This is a genomic window from Ruegeria sp. YTSA144, from assembly GCF_059610125.1.
Map to the genome: position 1 here is coordinate 112,594 of NZ_JBXWNA010000003.1, position 19,431 is coordinate 132,024.

General features: G+C 57.4%; 16 protein-coding genes and 1 pseudogene. 11 read left to right on the plus strand and 6 right to left on the minus strand.

The window, feature by feature from the left end; all coding sequences use genetic code 11:
- Positions 1 to 305: 305 nt before the first annotated feature.
- The 4 genes from AC2FF8_RS09400 to AC2FF8_RS09415 all read left to right on the plus strand — a co-directional run bounded on the left by AC2FF8_RS09400 (position 306) and on the right by AC2FF8_RS09415 (position 5,953).
- Positions 306 to 2,189 carry a glycosyltransferase family 2 protein gene (locus AC2FF8_RS09400; protein WP_496879534.1) on the plus strand — a complete coding sequence of 628 codons (1,884 nt, stop codon included), beginning with the start codon at positions 306 to 308 and terminating at the stop codon, positions 2,187 to 2,189.
- Positions 2,190 to 2,283: 94 nt separating this feature from the next.
- Complete coding sequence (locus tag AC2FF8_RS09405; RefSeq protein WP_170346632.1) at positions 2,284 to 2,955, plus strand: class I SAM-dependent methyltransferase; 672 nt, start codon at positions 2,284 to 2,286, stop codon at positions 2,953 to 2,955.
- A 22-nt stretch (positions 2,956 to 2,977) separates the two neighbouring features.
- Entirely contained in the window at positions 2,978 to 4,030 is a 1,053-nt protein-coding gene (locus AC2FF8_RS09410) for a glycosyltransferase family 2 protein (protein ID WP_170346633.1), read from the plus strand.
- A 27-nt stretch (positions 4,031 to 4,057) separates the two neighbouring features.
- Positions 4,058 to 5,953, plus strand: a complete 1,896-nt coding sequence (locus tag AC2FF8_RS09415; RefSeq protein ID WP_496879535.1) for a hypothetical protein — start codon at positions 4,058 to 4,060, stop codon at positions 5,951 to 5,953.
- A gap of 49 nt (positions 5,954 to 6,002) precedes the next feature.
- Here AC2FF8_RS09415 and AC2FF8_RS09420 read toward each other — a convergent pair whose 3' ends face one another.
- A complete protein-coding gene (locus tag AC2FF8_RS09420) occupies positions 6,003 to 6,305 on the minus strand; it encodes a DUF6476 family protein (protein ID WP_224855318.1) in 303 nt (100 codons plus the stop codon).
- Between AC2FF8_RS09420 and AC2FF8_RS09425 the strand changes: the two genes are divergently transcribed.
- From AC2FF8_RS09425 to AC2FF8_RS09440, 4 genes are all read left to right on the plus strand, one after another.
- Positions 6,304 to 7,338: an RluA family pseudouridine synthase gene (locus AC2FF8_RS09425; RefSeq protein ID WP_257600506.1), complete on the plus strand. Its 1,035-nt coding sequence runs from the start codon at positions 6,304 to 6,306 to the stop codon at positions 7,336 to 7,338. The genes AC2FF8_RS09420 and AC2FF8_RS09425 overlap by 2 nt on opposite strands.
- Positions 7,339 to 7,483: 145 nt before the next feature.
- Entirely contained in the window at positions 7,484 to 8,380 is an 897-nt protein-coding gene (rpoH, locus tag AC2FF8_RS09430; RefSeq protein WP_170346637.1) for an RNA polymerase sigma factor RpoH, read from the plus strand.
- Positions 8,381 to 8,624: 244 nt separating this feature from the next.
- Positions 8,625 to 9,599, plus strand: coding sequence for a Gfo/Idh/MocA family protein (locus AC2FF8_RS09435; RefSeq protein ID WP_496879536.1), 975 nt, complete (start codon positions 8,625 to 8,627; stop codon positions 9,597 to 9,599).
- 58 nt (positions 9,600 to 9,657) lie between these two features.
- A complete protein-coding gene (locus AC2FF8_RS09440; RefSeq protein ID WP_170346639.1) occupies positions 9,658 to 9,927 on the plus strand; it encodes a DksA/TraR family C4-type zinc finger protein in 270 nt (89 codons plus the stop codon).
- Positions 9,928 to 10,017: 90 nt separating this feature from the next.
- Here the strand turns inward: AC2FF8_RS09440 and AC2FF8_RS09445 are convergent, their stop codons facing one another.
- Complete coding sequence (locus tag AC2FF8_RS09445; RefSeq protein ID WP_496879537.1) at positions 10,018 to 10,953, minus strand: LysR family transcriptional regulator; 936 nt, start codon at positions 10,951 to 10,953, stop codon at positions 10,018 to 10,020.
- A gap of 109 nt (positions 10,954 to 11,062) precedes the next feature.
- On the opposite strand from AC2FF8_RS09445, the gene AC2FF8_RS09450 reads away from it, so the two are divergent.
- A complete protein-coding gene (locus AC2FF8_RS09450; protein ID WP_496879538.1) occupies positions 11,063 to 13,489 on the plus strand; it encodes an FAD-dependent oxidoreductase in 2,427 nt (808 codons plus the stop codon).
- A gap of 231 nt (positions 13,490 to 13,720) precedes the next feature.
- Here the strand turns inward: AC2FF8_RS09450 and AC2FF8_RS09455 are convergent, their stop codons facing one another.
- Complete coding sequence (locus tag AC2FF8_RS09455) at positions 13,721 to 14,353, minus strand: tyrosine-type recombinase/integrase (RefSeq protein ID WP_496879539.1); 633 nt, start codon at positions 14,351 to 14,353, stop codon at positions 13,721 to 13,723.
- 240 nt (positions 14,354 to 14,593) lie between these two features.
- The gene (locus AC2FF8_RS09460; protein ID WP_496879540.1) at positions 14,594 to 15,577 is read right to left on the minus strand and encodes a helix-turn-helix domain-containing protein; all 984 of its coding nucleotides are present in this window, start codon (positions 15,575 to 15,577) and stop codon (positions 14,594 to 14,596) included.
- A 214-nt stretch (positions 15,578 to 15,791) separates the two neighbouring features.
- Between AC2FF8_RS09460 and AC2FF8_RS09465 the strand changes: the two genes are divergently transcribed.
- The gene (locus AC2FF8_RS09465; protein WP_170346644.1) at positions 15,792 to 16,619 is read left to right on the plus strand and encodes a sterol desaturase family protein; all 828 of its coding nucleotides are present in this window, start codon (positions 15,792 to 15,794) and stop codon (positions 16,617 to 16,619) included.
- Between the two features lie 24 nt (positions 16,620 to 16,643).
- A complete protein-coding gene (locus tag AC2FF8_RS09470) occupies positions 16,644 to 17,270 on the plus strand; it encodes a class I SAM-dependent methyltransferase (protein ID WP_496879541.1) in 627 nt (208 codons plus the stop codon).
- 189 nt (positions 17,271 to 17,459) lie between these two features.
- Here AC2FF8_RS09470 and AC2FF8_RS09475 read toward each other — a convergent pair whose 3' ends face one another.
- Complete coding sequence (locus tag AC2FF8_RS09475) at positions 17,460 to 18,371, minus strand: homocysteine S-methyltransferase family protein (RefSeq protein ID WP_496879542.1); 912 nt, start codon at positions 18,369 to 18,371, stop codon at positions 17,460 to 17,462.
- A 384-nt stretch (positions 18,372 to 18,755) separates the two neighbouring features.
- A pseudogene (locus AC2FF8_RS09480) lies at positions 18,756 to 19,416 on the minus strand (SDR family oxidoreductase).
- Positions 19,417 to 19,431: the final 15 nt, after the last annotated feature.

Here is a 19,431-nt window from a genome sequence, read left to right on the forward strand (position 1 = left end):
ATGCCGCAACCTTGCCGCCAAATGACTTCGGCAGCAGTGAACACCAGCTATAGATGTCTGGCGCGCGAAGGCAATCCGAATGACGGTTTCAAGGCAGAGGCACGCTGCGGGATCGCTGTCTGCGGCGTCGTGGCCGTCCGCGGAGTTTTGCAGTTGGCAGTCACTGAACCGGCGGGCTCGTCCACTTGCAATGCAATTCCGGGGCCCGTAACAAAGCCGCAGGCAGGGATGCGCGCTATACATCTGCAAAGATGCGTTTTTTCCCGCTATCCTGAATTTGCGGGCCACGGGTACAGGTAGACGCGATGAGACTTGTCATATCCACGATGAAAGACGAAGGGCCGTTCATCCTGGAATGGATTGCATATTATCTTTCGATCGGCTTCACGCATTTTATCGTCAATTCGAACGATTGTTCCGATGGCACCGACGCGATTCTTCGGCGATGCCAGGAACTGGGGTTTCTGGCGCATATCGACAATCCCGGCCCGTGGGAATTTGGACCTCAGGCTTCAGCTTATGCAAACGCCATGGAACACCCCTGGAGCAAAGAGGCCGAATGGATATTGGTCTGCGACGTGGATGAATTTCTTGATATTCGCGTCGGCGACGGGACGCTGGACGATTTGTTTCGTGCATTGCCGCATGCGGACGGATTTGCCGCGATCTGGCAGTTGTTCGGGCACAACGGAATCGTCGAGTTCGAAGACAGGTTCATTGTCGAGCAATTCACCCGTGCGGGCGAGCTTGGCGCCGTCAGCCCCCATAACTTGCGGGCGTTCAAATCGCTGTTCCGCAACAACGGATCGTATCGCACGATAAGCACGCATCGACCGCGCGGCCCGATACCCAACAAGGCGGATCGATTTGCCTGGGTCGACGGGGACGGGGATCCGTTGCCGCCGGCCATGCGAAGACGCGGGTGGGCGTATTCATCAACGGGCGCCGGGTTTGGTCGCAGGCTTTTTCGGATGAACCACTATGCGGTGAGGTCTGTGGAAAGCTATCTGATGAAACGGTTGCGCGGGGATGTGAACACCTCGAGCTTTCATCCGAAGATGGAGGCAACCGGTCAAGCTTACTGGAAGCTGCATTGCTATAACGACATCGAAGAAACCTCGATCCTGTCCAAAGTCGCGCGACTGCGGGAGGTCTACGAAAAACTGCGATCCGATCCTGTTCTGGGGCAATTGCATCATCAGGCGGTTGCATTTCACAAGGAACGTATCGCAAGCCTCAGAAAAACTGAGGTGGCGCAGGATTTCGTTGCAAAGTTCAGCCGCTTTCGCAGCGGGCGCTATGTCAAGGCGCTGGACCTCGGCGTGATGGAAGACGGCGATCTGTCCTTCAACGCCGAAATGTACAAGGACCCGGAAATCACATTTGCCCAGGTCGCGAAATGGACGCGGCTTGGCAAGATGTCCAAGCCCGAGAACTCCAGGCCATACAATTTCCCCTGGTTTGTTCGGCTCGACTCCCTCGAAACCTCGTTCGATTACGAAGAGGCCGCCGCGCAGCACGCGCAAATTACGGATGCCAAACAAGTTTCGGTGCCGTTTGATCCAAAGGATCCTGTCTACCTGCCTGCTGTCCCCCCGGAAGTTGAAAGAACAAAAGACCAGCGGCAGAGTTTTCTTCGATCGATCAGTGGCAAGAAGAACTGGGTGCTGATCGGACATGTTGAGACTGAAATCATTGAAGAAATACTTGACCTTGACGCTGTCGAGAAATTGACGGTCATAGGGCCGTGGGGGCTGTCATGGGACGGTTTTACCTGCCCGGATGCAACCCAGGATCCCGAGCTACAGGCGTTGGACCGCACGTTCTATGCACTGCTGGAATATTTCCGCGACCCCATTCTTGCCGGACGATTGCGTGTCTACCGGGCGCTGCCCCCCTTGATGCTGAAGCTGTTTGAAGACGAAAGCGTCGGCGTCGTCATCATCCGCGGGGTGCGGGCCGAGCAGGTGATGACCCAGCTGTTGCGCCGCATCGACCGGGTTCTTGCACCCGGGGGCAGTATCGCATTCACATCTTATCGCCGTCATGGTGGCGGGTCGTATACGGGTATGAATGCGGCAATAAACAGTTTTCTGGGGCGCAATGCTGCGCGGTACCGAGTAACCAGCTTGCAGCCACCGTGGCTTGGTATCGACAAGTTGCCACCACTTGACAAAAAGGATGCATAGCTTCTGGTTCTTGCGCCGACGGCGTGGTAGCCATGTTTCAATAAACAAAACGGGTTCTGCGTGAACAGGATACCCGTCTGCAAGTGAGGTCGAGATGTCAAACGAATCCAAGGTTATCGGTGTTGCGCCCGGCAGCCAGAAGAAACCGAAGGCTGACAAGGCGACCAAGCGCAAGAACAGCAAGGAAGCAATCCGTCGCACATTCCTTTCGCGTTTGCCAAAGGGGGGCTTGGCCGTTGAAATCGGTGTCTGGCAGGGTGAGTTCTCTCCGACCATTCTGAAACTGATCGAGCCCAGTCAGCTTTTTCTGATCGACCCATGGAAACATATTGGTGAGGAATCACACACAACCGCGTTTGTGGGCCGGACCGAAGATGAAAAGATGGAGGCCATCTTCCAGAAGGTCGTAAAGTCTTTCGAGGCCGAGATCGAAGAAGGCAAGGTTGGTATCATACGCGATTTTTCGGTACCCGCGTTGGAGCTTTTCGATGATGACAGCATCTCGTTTGCCTATGTTGATGGGGATCATTCATATGAAGGCGTGACCGCCGATCTGGCCGCTTTGTTTCCCAAGATCAAACCCGGTGGGATCATGGCATTCGACGACTACCACCGCCGCGGCTGGTGGGGCGACGGCGTGATCCGTGCGGTCAACGAGTTTCTGGGCCAGCACCCCCGAGAGCTGCGCATCCGCGCGATAGCCGGCGCGCAGATCGCCATCGAAAAGATTGTCCCGCAAGATGACAGCAAAGGTCAGAACGACTAGGCGGCGGGGATAAGTGGCAGCGATGGAAAAGCCTGAAAAGATCCTCATCACTGCGATGAAGAACGAGGGCCCCTATATTCTGGAATGGGTGGCCCATCACAAGGTGCTGGGGTTTGACCGGATCATTGTCTACACCAATGATTGTACAGACGGCACCAACCAGATTCTGAGACGCTTGCAGGACTTGGGCCATGTAGAGTTTCACAGGAACCGGGTTGGAACCGGTGGGATACATCGATCTGCGCTGAGGCAGGCACGGCGCTTGCCGGTGGTGAAAGACGCAAAATGGATATATGTCGGCGACGCGGATGAATTCCTGAATATTCACGTTGGAAATCACAGGGTCGATGATCTGATCGAGGCAACGCCCGGCGTTGACGTCATTTCCATCCCCTGGAAGATTTTCTCGAACAGTGGTCGGCATGTTATGCGCGATACGCTGGTGACGCGGCAGTTCTACGATTGTGAACTGGATTTCGAACAAGGCGGGGCAGGGCGCCGGTTTGTCAAATCCCTGTTCCGGCAGGGCGATTTCTATCTTCGCTTCGGGTTGCACAACCCGCACCCCCGCCCCGAACTTCAGGCTGGCGTGTTCCGGTCCGTGCCCGGAGGGCATGCCACGGAACCTGCCCCATTCGGCAACCATGTCTCGCCCCCGTTCGGTTTTGAAGTTGCACAGATCAACCACTATGCCGTCAGATCCACGCAGGCCTATCTGGCCAAGCGCAGCCGAGGTCGGGCAAATCATTCCTCGCAGACACTTGGAACCGAATATTGGGACCGCTGGAACCGTGGCGGTGCCAAAGATGAAACAATCCTGCGGTACAAGGATGAAGTGGATGCGGTGCTGGAAGAGTTTCGCGCTGATGACAGGCTTCGACGGCTGCATAGAAGAGCGTTCCGCTGGCACAAGGCGCTGATCAACGATCTGCTGAAACTGCCAGAGTATGATGAGCTGTACCAGAAACTTCTTGAAAAACCGGCTGTGGATTTTGTCGCAAAGGACCGCGGCGTAAGGGAGCGCCTGTCGGCAGGCTCTCCATCTTCTTCTGACGAAAACCGGACAGAGTCCTGACAACACAGCCCCTGGAGAAATAGACGAATGGTTGCGGATCGCTCTCTTCCGACGATTGGGATGCTGTGGATGGAAGGCAGCCTGAGCTTTCTGGAGCAGATGTGCATGCTGTCCTTCGTGGAATGTGGGCACAGGGTCGTTTTGTTCCACTATGGGCAAGTCGACAACGTTCCGGATGGTATCGAACTGGTGTCGGCAAACGAAATCCACGAGCCCAAGCAGTTCATCGTAAACAACCAGTTCAAGACGCCCGTGCCCCAATCCGATATCTTCAGATTGCATCTGATGAAGAAAACGGACTTTCTGTGGTGCGACACGGATGTGTTGGCGCTTGCCCCGATACCAAGGGCAGATCATGTCTTTGGGTATTTCAACCGTGATACCATCTGCAATGCCGTCATGCGGCTGCCATCCGACAGCCCCACGTTGAATGCGTATTCCGAATACTGCCAGGATCCCTATCCGATCCGCCCCTGGGTTGAAGGGGAAGAACGGGAAGAACTGGAACGCCAGAAACGCGCGGGTGAATTGCCGCATGCGTCAGATCAGGAACACAGCGTGTACGGCCCCGGTGTCATGACGTGGTTTCTGCGCCACCACGACGAACTGAAACATGCCAGCCCCATACCGGTCTTTTATCCTTTGCCGTTCAGACGGGCAGGACAAGCCAATGATATTCACGTCCGAGAGTTCAGGGACGCGTATATCAAAGAGGAAACGCTTGCCGTACATCTGTGGGGGCGTCGGATGCGATGGTGGATTGCAAACGGTATCAAGCGGCATTCGTTTCTGGATCGACGTTTGCGGAACCTGGGTGTGCGACCCGGCGACGCGCCTTTGCCACGCCATGGCCGAGGGGGCCTGAAACCGGTGGAGTTTCCGGCAAACCTGCCCACGTTGCGCGCAACGACCGAAGAAATCCACGACGCCACCGGCGGCGTTGTTTCCGTTGCTCTGCTCTCTGACCGGGAAGACTATCTCAAGGCGGCGCAGGCTGATCTCGACGCGATTGCAACTGACAATCTGTACGGTGCCAACACCCCGCCACGCGTCGGTTTTTCGCGCGGTTGGGAACATTATGGCAGTGGCCCTGCACGGCTGAATGCGCTTGGCATGTCTCTGTACAATTATGCGGATAGCCATCGGTCTTTGCCTGACCTGCGCGCGCCAAAGACATTCGCCGAAAAACTGGTGGTCATGAAGCTGTTTGGCGAAGTCCCCGATGCGTTGACCTCTGACCGGTCCAAATACGTGGGCAACGCCTCGGAACTGCTTGCCTGCCCACAGCGCATGTGGGAGGCGCATATTCCGGCATTGCCCGAAACACTCGACCTCGGGCCAGGCCAGTATTGGTTGAAAGGAACGATGAGTCCTGGTCACAAGCTGGCCCTGTCGTTTCCGCTGGATGGCACGCAGCGCGACGATGCCAACCAGAAACTGGCCGCGTGGCACAAGACGAAAACGCCCGAAGGGTTCTGGACAGGCGAATGGTGGCGCGCCACGCAAAAGCCCCTCTATTACATCGAAGAAGACTTGTCCGCCGGGGATCGACAGGCCGGCAGCTGGAAATTCTGGGTGATCGCCGGACGCGTGCAGCTGGTGCAGGTTGACCGTGACCGGGGGCGAGGCCGCATTCAAATGCTCCATGATCGCGACTACGATTACCTTGCAGATGAGTTGTATTCACCAACCAGCAACACCGTCGAACCCCGACCCGAGCGCTTTGAAGACATGATCCGGATCGCTGAAACCCTGGGGCAAGACCTTGAATGCGCCTGCATAGAGCTTCTCCCGGCCGGTGACAGGATTTGCTTGGGCGACATCATGTTGGCGCCGGTGTCGGGCAAGCACAAGATACGGTCGGATGCGCTGGATCTGCGTCTGGGTGCTGCGTGGACCGGAACTCGGCTGTTTCCCGGCTGAGGCTGGACGATCCCCTGATCTTTCATGCCGCCGGAACAGGCGGCAGGGCCTATTCGACTGCGATTTCCTGGCGCAGTTTTCCTGTTGTTTTGTCAAAGATCAGAATGCGATTGTCATCGGTTGCGACGGCATACCAGTTCGACCCGATGGTCAGGGCCTGCGCCCGGGCGCCGTCGGGCAGCTCGATCTGATCCGGCAAGGTGGGGGTGCGGTCCGATAGGCGGATGACAATCAGGGCGAATGTCACTAGAACCCCGCCAATCATCACCGCGGTCAACAGCATGACCATCCGCCGCAGCAATCGCAGTTGCGGAGTTTCCTGCGGTTCTTGAGGTTCGGAAGGGACAGTCATGGGCACCCGCCAGATTGAGTTTCACATCGCGGCCGATCCGCCGCCTCGCCTTGATAAGGCGCTTTCCCGGGATGTGCCAGACGGGGAAAACCTGTCGCGCACCCGGCTGGCGCGTCTGATCGAAGAAGGTGCGGTTCAGATCGACGGTGCCGAGACACGCGATCCCAAGGCCAAGGTGGTCGAAGGGGCGCGGGTCACGATTGTCGTGGCCGAGGCCGAAGACAGCCATATCGGCCCCGAGGACATCCCGCTCGAGGTCGTATTCGAGGATGCGGACGTAATCGTCGTCAACAAACCCGCAGGCATGGTCGTACACCCTGCGCCGGGATCACCCAGCGGTACTCTGGTGAATGCTTTGCTCCACCATTGCGGAGACGATCTGTCGGGCGTCGGCGGGGTGAAACGCCCCGGTATCGTGCATCGCATCGACAAGGAAACAAGTGGCCTTCTGGTGGTCGCGAAATCAGATGCGGCGCATCACGGTCTGGCCGCGCAGTTCGCGGCGCATAGCGTCGAACGGTATTACCGCGCGGTGTGTTACGGGGTGCCGGATGCCAACGATCCTCGTTTGCGCGGTGTCAAAGGGATCAGCTTTGAACCCGGCAACATTATGCGCGTGACAACGCAACTTGCGCGGCACAAGACCGACCGTCAGAGACAGGCGGTTCTGTTCCACGGTGGGCGCCATGCCGTAACGCGTGCGCGTGTTGTCGAAACCTTTGGAACTCCGGCGGGTCTTGCCCTGATCGAATGCTGGCTTGAAACGGGCCGAACCCATCAGATTCGGGTTCATATGGCCCACGCGGGACACGGGCTGGTGGGCGACCCGGTTTATGGCGGCAAACGCAAGCTGTCCGCCAAGGCTTTTTCCGCCGCCGCCGCGGGTTCTGTAAGCGCTTTTCCCCGTCAGGCGCTTCATGCCGCCGTTTTGGGGTTCGAGCACCCTGTCACCGGTGAATCCCTACGGTTCGAGGCTGATTTGCCGCAAGATATGCAATGCCTTGTCGAACGTCTGCGCACACCGCTGTCATAATTAGCAAAGTCCTGTGAATAGGGGCTTTTTACCTTTCCTTAACGCAAGATTAATTTCAGACTGTTAGCAGCACCTCTTGAATGGGAAGGGTTCCTTACCCATATCCTATGTTAAATACCTAAACATTTGTCGGAGGGACACAATAATGGCAAACTACGCAAATCTTCCCGCACCGACGCCCGAGGGCGGCCTGAATCGCTATATGCAGGAAATCCGCAAGTTTCCTCTGCTGGAGCCGGAAGAAGAATACATGCTGGCCAAGCGCTGGGTCGAAGAGCAGGACACTGAAGCCGCGCACAAGATGGTGACATCTCACCTGCGTCTGGCGGCCAAGATCGCCATGGGCTATCGCGGCTATGGTCTGCCGCAGGCCGAAGTGATTTCCGAGGCCAATGTGGGCCTGATGCAGGCGGTCAAACGGTTTGACCCTGAAAAAGGCTTTCGTCTGGCGACCTATGCCATGTGGTGGATACGTGCCTCGATTCAGGAATACATCCTGCGGTCCTGGTCTCTGGTGAAACTGGGCACGACCTCGGCGCAGAAGAAACTGTTCTTCAATCTGCGCAAGGCCAAGGCCCGTATCGGCGCATTGGAAGAGGGCGACCTGCGCCCGGAAAACGTCAAGCGGATCGCCACTGATCTGGGCGTGACCGAAGAGGAAGTGATCAGCATGAACCGCCGGATGTCCGGTGGCGATGCGTCCCTGAACGCCACGGTCGGGTCCGAAGGCGAAGGCACAATGCAATGGCAGGACTGGCTTGAGGATGAGGATGCCGATCAGGCCGGTGATTACGAAGCGCGCGATGAGTTGGAAGCGCGACGGGAACTGTTAGCGGCGGCTTTGGATGTGCTGAATGATCGGGAAAAGGATATCCTGACCCAGCGCCGTTTGATGGATCAGCCTGTCACGCTCGAGGAATTGAGCACACAGTATAACGTAAGCCGCGAGCGCATTCGCCAGATCGAAGTGCGCGCATTCGAGAAACTGCAAAAGAAAATGCGGGATCTGGCGCGGGAAAAAGGCATGCTGGGCACCGCCTGACAGACTGGCCCTCGGGGCCGACCCTGTCGCGTTTACGCGAAGACAGAAAACGCTCTCTGAAGATCAGGGGGCGTTTTTTTGCAAATGTTGGCAGCCACTGACGCTGAGGCGCGAAAAAGTGGCTGAAGACCGGAAGCTGTGCTACGAGAAAGTACAGTTTTCTTCTTTGATATTGTGGCAGGTCAAGCCTTCGGGGACCCTTTGGATGCGCACAATCTGAAACAAGCCGAGTACGGAGGGCGCAATGCAGAAACCGGTTCAATTTGGTGTATTGGGTGCCGCGAAATTTGCCCGTGAGTACATGGCCCCAGCGATACATGCCGCCAACGGGGCGCGCTTGGCCGGGCTGGCAACGTCCGATGCCGCAAAGGCCGAACCGTTCCAGTCTTTTTGCCCGGATTTACACGTGTATGACAGCTATGATGCGCTGTTGGCAGACACCGGAATCGACGCAGTCTACATCCCGTTGCCCAACCATATGCATGCGGAATGGAGCCTTAAGGCCTTGGAAGCTGGCAAGCATGTTCTGTGCGAAAAGCCCATGACCATGAAGGCGGATGAATTCGACGCGTTGATTCAAAAGCGGGATGAAAGCGGCCTGCTGGCCGCCGAGGCATACATGATCGTCCATCACCCTCAATGGCAGCTTGCAAGGAAACTGATCGCTGATGGTGCCATCGGCAATTTGGTACATGTGACCGGTGCATTCAGTTTCGACAATCGCTCTGACACTCGGAACATTCGAAACCGTGCGGAAACGGGCGGCGGAGGATTGCGTGACATCGGGGTCTACGTGATCGGTGGAGCGCGCTTTGCAACCGGGCAAGAGCCTGTGTCAGTGCAGTCAGCGATCCGGTGGCAGGATGACATCGACATCTTTACCGAAATACGCGCGCAGTTCCCCGATTTCACTTATTCGAGCTATGTGTCCATACGGATGCATCCCCATCAGGAGATGGTGTTTCACGGCGAAGGTGGTTTGGTCCGTCTGACGACCCCGTTCAATGCACGTGTGTTCGGAGAGGCGCGGGTCGAGTTGCACCGGCCGGGGCTTGAAGTTCAGGTCACGCGCTTCCCCGGAGCAGACCATTACAAGTTGCAGGTCGAGGCCTTTTGTCGATCAATCAGGGATGGGGCGGAATACCCTTGTCCTTTGGAATTCTCACGCGGAACGCAAAAGGTGATTGATCGTGTATTCGAAGGCGCGGTTTCACTGTAACTTGCGTTGCGGCCAACGGCTCAGCTATCCTGAGTGTCACAATTTCAGGAGATGACCGATGGCCGGAGGTTGGGCACGCGACGGCGCTGTGAGCGAACAGATCGAAGCGTCGATCTCAGATGAACTGGCGCGGATGCAGGCGCAAAAGCGGCCCCAGGGCGAAAGCCTGACCCATTGTGCCGAATGCGAAGAACCCATACCGGAAAAGCGTCGCGTCGCGTTGCCGGGAGTAAAGCTGTGTCTGGATTGCCAGCAGGAACGGGACGGCGCGTTCAAGGCACGTGGCGGTGTCAATCGGCGGGGGTCGAAAGACAGTCAGTTGAAGTGATCTTGGGTATGGCTGCTATGAGCCCAAAGCGTCTAATGCTGCGATACGTATTAACTGGCATGAAGCGACATATAGCTATCGCCGTACCAGTCATTTTTCGGCTTGTGATATGACCAGAAAGCGGTTTGCCGCGTCCTGCAAAAACAGATCCCGCAGGCTGTCGGTGAAGTATTTCACGATGCGGCGTGGATTGTCTGGCAGGTATCCAAGAACAATTTTCAACGGGTCGGTGGCCGGGTACAACGGCACCTCCAGGACGTTTTCGCCCGCGTAGGTCTCATGCGTTTTGGGGCGCATGTGCAACAGTGAACAGCCTACGCCCATGCCAACCAGACTTCGAACCATTTCGAGCGTCGTTGCAGTGCAAACCACATGCGGAGTGACCTCGGCGGCCTGGAACATACGGCTGTAGTAGTCGCTGATCACAGGCTGATCGAGGAGAATCATGGGCTCGCCATCCAGCTCGGAAAGGGAGACGCTGCTTCTGGATGCAAACGCGTGCTGTTTTGGGACAAGAAGGTAGCCGGGCACTTCTATCAGGGTCTCAAAGGCCACTTCCGGGGCCAAGCTTTCGGCAACACAAAGTATGACGTCGAAGTCACCGGACAGCAAACCGGCCTGGGCGGATTGGGTGTCACATTCGATGAACTTGATATCGACACGTGGATTGTCCGCCAAAAGATTTTGCGCGATGGCAGGTAAAAAAGCTGGGGCAACAGGCGCGTAGTATCCCACCCGCAATGTGCCGATCAATTGCGTACGCATCTCGGCGCCCTGGCTCATCAGTGCCTCGTATTCATCGAGCAGATGCCGGACACGGGCCATGATGATTTTCCCCGTGGATGTCGGCGCAATCCCCTTGGACCGGTGTCTGATGGTGAGCTGCATCCCAAAGGCCTCTTCCACCTGGTTGACCGCAGCCAGCACGGCGGATGGCACCACGTGCATCTTCTTGGACGCCTCTGTCAGGCTGCCGCTTTCAGTGGCCGCCATGAAATATCGAAGGGCTTTCAGACTAATATCCATACTCGCTCATAATTCACTATTTATGATCTTTGTATTTCAAATATTCAGTTTTTCAAAAGATATAATCCGGCTGATACTATCCAGAAATCTGAATTTCTGGAGGTGGCTCATGCAAAGCCATGCGCGGGTTGTCGTTGTTGGTGGTGGCATTGGTGGATTGTCGGCGCTTTATCACCTTTGTCTGGAAGGCTGGACCGACGCAGTCCTGCTGGAGCGTAACGAGTTGACCAGCGGCACCACCTGGCATTCGGCGGCGCAATGCCCCAGTGTGGCGTTCAATCAACTGCTGCTGTTGCTGCGGGATTACACCATCAGGCTTTACAAGGAACTGGCCGATGATCCGGCCTATCCGATCAATTATCACCATGCCACGGGTGGCATGCGGCTTTTGACCAACCCCACTCACGTTGACGAAGTGCATCACATCATGTCCGTGGCCAAGGGGTTGGGGATCGAGTTCGATCTGCTTGATGCGGCCGAAGCAAAGCGGCGCAATCCCTTGCTGAATATCGACGGTGTTCTGGCGGCGATGTGGGATGAACAGGACGGCGACATTGATCCGGCACAACTGTGCCAGGCCTTGGCCGCCCGGTCTCGCAGGATGGGTGCGAAAATTCACCGCAACACACCCGTTACTGCGCTGAAACAACTGCCCAATGACGAATGGCTGGTGACGACAGAAAGCGGCACGATCACCGCTGAGCATATCGTGATCGCGGCCGGCTATCGCGCCAACGAAGTCGGCGCGCTGATGGGCATCGAATACCCCGTCATTGCGATGGAGCACATGTATTTCGTGACCGAAGACATCCCTGAACTGGTCGAGCGCGACACCCGCGTGCCCATGGTGCGCTGCCCGCGTGACACGTTCTATATGCGGCAAGAAAAAAAGGGGCTTCTGGTCGGCATCTACGAACATGACTGCAAGACCTTCGGGATGCACGGGATCGACCCCGATTTCGTCAATGCGCTCTGCCCCGATGATCTGGACCGCTTGCTGCCCAAGATGGAACCGATCTTTGACCGTCTGCCCTGTTTGCAGGAGGCCGGCATCAAATCCGTAGTGAACGGGCCGATTGCCTATGCCTCGGATGCCGGGCCGCTGGTGGGCAAGCAACCTGGCCTGCGCAATTGCTGGTCGATGAACGGGTTGCGAGTGGGCATCGGCGAAGGCGGTGGCTACGGCAAGATGCTGGCGCAGATGATGGTGCATGGTGAAACCGAGTGGGACAGCTGGCAGCTTGATCCGCGCCGCATCACCAGTTTTGCCAATACCGAGTTCACCGCGCTGAAATCAATCGAGGATTACCAGCACGAGTTCCGCTGGCACCTGCCGCATGAACACCGCCCGGCCGGTCGCCCGGCCAAGGCATCTCCGCTTTACCCGGTGCTGAAAGCCAAAGGTGCCGAGTTCGGCGTCGTCAATGGCTGGGAGCGGACAGAGTTCTACAAACCTGACGCGGATTTCCAAACCACTCACGGATACGCATTCCAGAACTGGCACGATGTTGTGGGGGCCGAGATCGAGGCGCTACGTTCGGGTGTCGGGTTGGCCGAACTGTCAGGTTTCAACCATTGCCGCATCAGCGGAACCGATGCGCTCGACTGGCTCAGCAGTCTAACCTGCTCCAAGGTGTCGACCCAAACCGGCAGGGCAAGCCTGTGTTATTTCCTGACACCGAAAGGCAATATCTCGGGCGAGGCGACAATTGTGCCACTTCCGGACGGGAGCATCTTCTATGGCTCCGCCGCGTCTGCCGAGTATCATGACATGGACTGGCTGACCGAGCACCTTCCCAAAGGTTCGGATATTCGCATCGAAAGTCGCACCAACACCCATACGTTGATGGTGATTGCAGGCCCCAGAACCCGAGACCTGCTGGCCTCTGTGTCGCCGCGCACCAAATGGGGGCAGTCTGACTTCCCCTGGCTGACGGCGCGGCGTGTTTTTATCGGCCATGTCGAGGCGCTGGCTATCGCCATCAGCTTTTCCGGAGAGCAGGCGTTTGAACTGCACATACCCAACACTCAGCTTTATGCCGCCTATGACATCCTGACCAAGGCGGGCGAAGCGTTTGGGCTGTCGCATTTTGGCATGTTCGCAATTGACTCGATGCGCCTGGAAAAAGGGTATGGCCACTGGAAAGCTGATTTCATCACCGAGTTCAATCCGATCGAGGCAGGGCTGCATCGCTACGTAGACATGAACAAGGATTTCCCAGGAAAATCAGGGCTTAAGGCGCAAATTGACGCAGGTACCCGCAAGAAATGTGTAGTTCTGGAAATCCACAGCGCCAAGGGAACAGCACGTCCCGGCGAAGGAGTGTTCGCTGATGGTAATCCAATCGGATCGATAACCTCTGCCGCGTGGGGCTATCGCACCGGGACGAACCTTGCCATCGCATACATCGATCCGACTCATGCCGAAACCGGCACGGAAGTTGAGGTTCTGCTCATTGGCGAAACCATTCTAGCCACAGTCTGTCCACCCTGCCTTTTTGATGCTGAAAACGCCGTGCCCAGAGGTATCTCATGATCTGTGGCGCTCCAGATCCAGAGTGTTTTTCTACAATGGGGTCTACCGCAATGTGCCTATGGAAGGCATTAATTCGAACACAGCCAACGGCATTAAAGCCCGCTTCGCTGACCGTCATCCTCCGAAAATTCTGCGCCATGGACGAATGACCGCAATGGCGTATCGCATTGCAGCATTCTGAAGTGGTGGCCAACGGCGGCGCAGGGCCGTCCGTGAAGACGGCCCAAGCCTTCAGATTTCTACCGCCTCTGCGATCGCCAATGCATCCTCCAATTCGACGCCAAGGTACCGGACGGTGCTGTCCATCTTGGTGTGACCAAGCAGAAGTTGTACCGCTCGCAGATTTCCTGTCTTTCGGTAGATTTGCGCAACCTTGGTCCGGCGCATCGAATGTGTTCCGTACGCACTCGGCTGCAGACCGATCGGTTCCACCCAATCCCGAACCAGGCGCGCGTATTGTCGCGTGGAAATGTGAAGCCGTTCGTGGAAACGCCCAGGCCAGAGGTACTCCGATCCGGTCATCAGCGGTTGTTCCATCCAGCACAGCAGCGACTTTCGCGTGCCCTCGGTGATCTCAAAACGGACAGGCCTCTGTGTTTTGCTCTGAATGATTGAGGCGCGTTCCTTAACCTGACCAGCGGCGTAGACATCCGCGACCTTCAGTTTGACCAGATCGCACCCGCGTAGTTTGCTGTCGATCGCCAGGTTGAACAGCGCCAGATCGCGATGGTACGCGACAATTTCCAGGCGCACTCGGATCGCCCAGACATGTTTGGGCATAAGTGGGCGTTTCTGACCTATAATGCGTCCCTTGTTCCAAGCGGGGCGGCGGGCTCGAATGGCAGGTAAGTTTGGTATTTGCATGGTGGTTCTTCCAATCCACCACGCCCTTCCACAACGCCAACCCGACGTTGACACGGCAACCTATCATGGATTGGTGCTGACGCAGAAATTGGCCGCTCCGAGCCCATTTTGCCGGATGCTGCAGGCCAAATGGAGGCACGCAAATGCGCCAGAGCAGCCATTCAATTTCCAAGTTCAGGAAGGTGCCTGTGATGCAAGGGTAGGACGGAGCCTTGTGAGCGCGACAAATCGCAAACTGCGTCATCCGTTCGATACGCCATGCAGTTTACGGTATTCAGTCGGGGATTGCTGATGTTTCTCTCGAAACGCACGGTTGAACGGCCCAATGGAGGCGAACCCGACATCGTAGGCGATTGACAGCACAGGTGTATCGGCCCGCGCAGGATCGGACAGAACCTCACACGCCGCCCCTATCCGGTGTTCGTTCACGAATTGGGCGAAGTTGCGATACCCGAGCCCCTTGTTGATCACGCGTCGGACCCTGTGCTCAGGCGCATCCACGGCTGCTGCGAGCCGCGCGATTGTAAGCCCTTCCTGTCGCCAGATACCATCCGCCATCGCCGCCTCTACCCTTTGCAGAACTGCGGCATCGGCGCCTGACAGTGGCATGGCAGGTCGCGGTTCGGGCTCCCGCCGAAGGGGCCAGAGATCGGGTGCGATCCGCACGGCCCAGGACAGGAACAGCAGCGTCAGCACCAGAAATCCCGAGGCATGGAGCGGGTACATCACGGGTGGCAGATCGGCATCGAGCTTGAGGAACTCGACCACCGAGATTCCGAGGCCGGTCAGGGCCATGAGCGCCACGAACCACCTGCGGAACCGGCGGCGGGTTTCGACCAGATCGTCGGCGGCGGTGGACAGCGCGATATAGAGCAAGCCCGCATAGAGCAAGACGACAAGGATGCCCCGGAGCGTCGCCGCGAAGGGCAGGATGGGTGCAAGCCAGGCACCTACGGTGACCAAGACTGCCAGCACGCCGTGCCACGGCCGGTAAACCGGCCGGTCGAGGAATATCTCGGCCCCGGCCCAGAACGCCAGGACCGGCACCACACCCGCCATCATGACGAGACCGGTCTCGGCCCTGGTTCCGGAGAGCCCCAGGTTCGGCGACGACACAAGCAAGTAGGCACCAAGTCCGAGGCAGAGGGCAGGCACCGACAGGCCCCTGGGCCAAAGGGCACGATTGGCCAGGAAGATCAGCGCACAAGTCGCCAGCGCCGTCACCGCGCCGCCCCTCAAGAAGAGATCAGCTCTCACCGTGAAGTCATCCATGGATCGAGCGAAGCCGAGACCAGTGATCCAGTCAACTGGTATGGGCGCACCGATTCCGGAAAAGCCGCGTCGATTCCTGAAATCATTGAACGATTTTCAAAGACAGCGAGAGCGGTAAACCGATGCGCTCCAATGTATCGGTCGGCATTTCAGACCGGAGACCATCATGGAAGATCAATGCATCATCAGCCATCTCGCCGGGATTTTCTCCGGCGTTCTTGCCACGGACCTTCTGCGCTACGCCGTCGGTGCAGGTGGCGTTTATCTGACAGTGAATCTGGCGCTGGCGGCCCGGCTCCGGGCGCGGAAGATCCGGGCCGATGAACCGCCGCAAGGCCAGATCGGCCGCGAAATCCTCGCAAGCCTGCGTACGGTTCTGATCTTTGCGCTGAACGGGACGTTGATCGTTGTCGGAGCGGAGGCGGGACTCGTCCCGATCTATACCGAAATCGCCACCTACGGCTTGACCTATCTCATTTTCAGCACGGTGGTTCTGATCGTCGCCCATGATACGTGGTTCTATTGGTCGCACAGGCTGCTGCACTACCCGCCGCTCTTCCGGCGCTTTCACAGGTTGCATCACAAGTCGCACAACCCGACGCCCTTTACCTCCTACAGCTTCGATCTGGGCGAGGCGGTGGTGAATGCGGTCTACCTGCCACTGATCCTGCTTGTCCTGCCCGCGCATCCGGCGGCGATCCTGGTATTCGCCACGCACATGATGCTGCGGAATGCGATCGGGCATTCGGGCTACGAACTTTTCCCGGCCAACCGGTCCGGCAGGCCGCTGTTCGACTGGATGACGACCGTCACCCATCATGACCTGCACCACGCCCATGCCGGCTATAACCTCGGCCTCTACTTCACATGGTGGGACCGGCTGATGGGGACGGAGCACCCCGGCTATCGCGAAGCTTTCCGCCGGGCGGCCAAACCGGTTCCGGCACAGGGCGTCCGTAGGGCACTCCGGCGTGCCCTGGACAACGCCGAATGAAATCCCCCTGCTGGAGCAACAGAGATGAGGAAACCGGAATTCATCGCCCGTCAGAGCCGCCGACCTACAGGTCTGCTTGGTGCAATTGTCGCCCGGGTCATGGCGCGCGAGACTCGTCCCGAGAACGAACGCGCGCTGCACCTCCTCGATCTGGCAGATGGCGACAGCCTCATCGACATCGGCTGCGGCCACGGCGAAACGCTTTTCGAGGCAGACGCGATGGTACGTCTTTCGGACAGCGCCGGCGTGGATTTCTCCGAGGTTATGCTGAAGCGTGCTCGTGCCAGGAACCGTGATGCGGTCTGGGACACGCGCCTGACGTTTCATTCTGCCGACACTGCTGCGTTGCCCTTTCCGGACAAGCGGTTTGGCAAGGCGCTTTCGGTGCATACGGTCTATTTTTGGCCGGACCCGGCGACCCATCTTGCCGAGGCGTTTCGCGTTCTTCGCCATGGTGGGCGATTCGTGCTCTGTTACCGATCGACCGCCGACAGACGGGCTGTGCATGGGTTCCCCGACGCCGTCTATCGTTTCCCGAGCGTTCAGGAAGTGGAGGAGACGTTGAAGCTGGTCGGGTTCCTGGACCCAGAGACCACAACTGAGGAGATCACAGGACATTTGACGCATTGGAGTATCGCGGAGAAGCCGTGAAGCGAAGGACCGCAAAGGCGGGCTGAGCCGTCGCTTCGGCTCGTGCTGCGAATTGGCGCGATGTCCGCGATCTGTGAGTTCGAGCAGTGCCAAATTTTGCACATGCGGCGAATGACCGGAATGCGGGCTGCGACCGCAGAATGCCAGCTGGGTGCCGAATGTCTCTTGTCGGCCGTAGAAGTAGGTTAGCTACGCAAGCTCGCTGGCCATCAATTTCAGATGGCGCATGTCTGTTCCGCAGCACCCTCCGAATACTTGAACCGAAGGATTGTTCCGAGCAATCTTGGCAATCTGCTTACCAAGTTCAACGGGATCGCCTTCGTCCAGTTCATCTGCTTCGTCAAGTTCCGCATGAGAGCAAGTTGAAGCGTTCGCCACAATACCTCTCAGCCTCGGGTGGTTGCCAAGCGCTCCGGCGAAATGGGTCGGATGAGCGCAATTGACCATAAAAAACATTGCCGCCGTGTCCGATTCCCCATCGATCTGGTCAATTGCATCCACAAGTTTGGTTCCGTCCGCCAAGCACCCATCTGTCTCAACAACCAGAGACATGATGATCGGCAGACCAGCATCTCGGGCGGCGAGGATGCATCCTGTTGCCTCACTTGGACGGTTGAATGTATAAGCGGTAACCAGGTCGACAGTTGTGCCTTTCAGGCTGTGCATTTGAGCGGCATGGTATTGCCGTGCATCTTCGACGGATATCGGCGGGATGTCGGCGTAAGGATCAAAGCGTGGGCCTATACAGGCCGACAACAAAACATCTTCGCGAGCGGCGGCCCGGCGCACGTCTTCCACTAGACTGACCGCATCTTTGTTCACCTCTACAAGCCGTTCTGCATCGTACCCCAAAGGTGCCGCCCGGTCGGCATTCGCCATCCATGTGGGCGCATCAAGAATACATCCGACATTCATTTCGCTGGCGAGATCGACAAGAGCCTGCATCTGACCGGCAAGTATCGCTCTAGTGTCAGGCTGTTCGAGCAAAGGAAACGAGGCAAATCCGGGTAGCTCAAGTCCATGATTGAATACCAGGTCGGTGCCAGTACCGGCATAAACCAGAAAGGTCTTGTCACCTTCGTTTAGGAGCTGTCGTGCCATTCTAATCTACACCCTTTTCCCTTTCTATTCACAAGAAACCTACATTTTCTCGGGTCTCCTGTGAACCTTTGGGCAGTGGAGTATTTTCTGTACGCATGCCCTAATCTGTCCGAGCAGCTCGCAAACACAGCGAATGTCTGGAAAGCGGGCTGCAGTTGCTGCAATCTAGGGGCATGTCGAGTGGCCGGTATGGGCCGTTCTTGTCGCCAACTGACGTCAAGATTGATCAGATGCCGCGCCGCATCAGAGGTCCACAAAGAGCCCGAAACCACCGATGCAGCAAGATGCATAACTGGCAACCAAGCACGGAAAGCCGACATCGTCGATGACAAGCTCAAATCGCGCCGGCGACCAGCGGTGCTCTCAGCCTCACTATCATTGGACCTAAACCGACCGAGTAATTCCCACATCAATCCGGGTATTCTGACCGGAAATGTAGGCTCCGCCATCCGAAGCCAGAAAGGCCACGACACTTGCGATTTCGGCAAGCGAGTTGCCGTAGCGGCCCATCGGGATCATTTAGCGGAATTCTTCCTTTTTCTGGCGGCCTGTCTAAGAATCCTGGCAGCACGTTGTTCATGCGGATGTTTTCGGCTGCGTATTTGTCGACAATGAGTTTTGTGAAGGCGGCAAGCCCGGCGCGCATCACGCCTGAGGTTGGAAACACCGGGTTCGGCTCAAACGCGGCAAAGGTCGAAATATTGATGATCGCCCCGCCACCCTGTTTTTGCGTGATCAAAATGACGAGACGCGAGGGGCGCACGGCGTTCAGGAAGTAGGCCTCCATGCCCTCGTGCCAGTCCTCATCGTGAGCTCGAGGACCGGTGCGCGCGGTCCGTGACCGGCGGAGATTATCAAAACATCAATACGGCCCCAGTGGTACATGGCCGCATCGACCAGCTTTTGCAGGTCTGCTTCGGACTTGTTGGTGCCCGTGACGCCAGCACCGCCAAGTTCTTTGGCAAGCGCTTCGCCTTTGCCGGAAGCCAACAGAATTCCGACCTTAAAGCCATCTGCGGCCAAGGCCCGCACTATCTGCGCCCATGCCGGATCCGCCCGC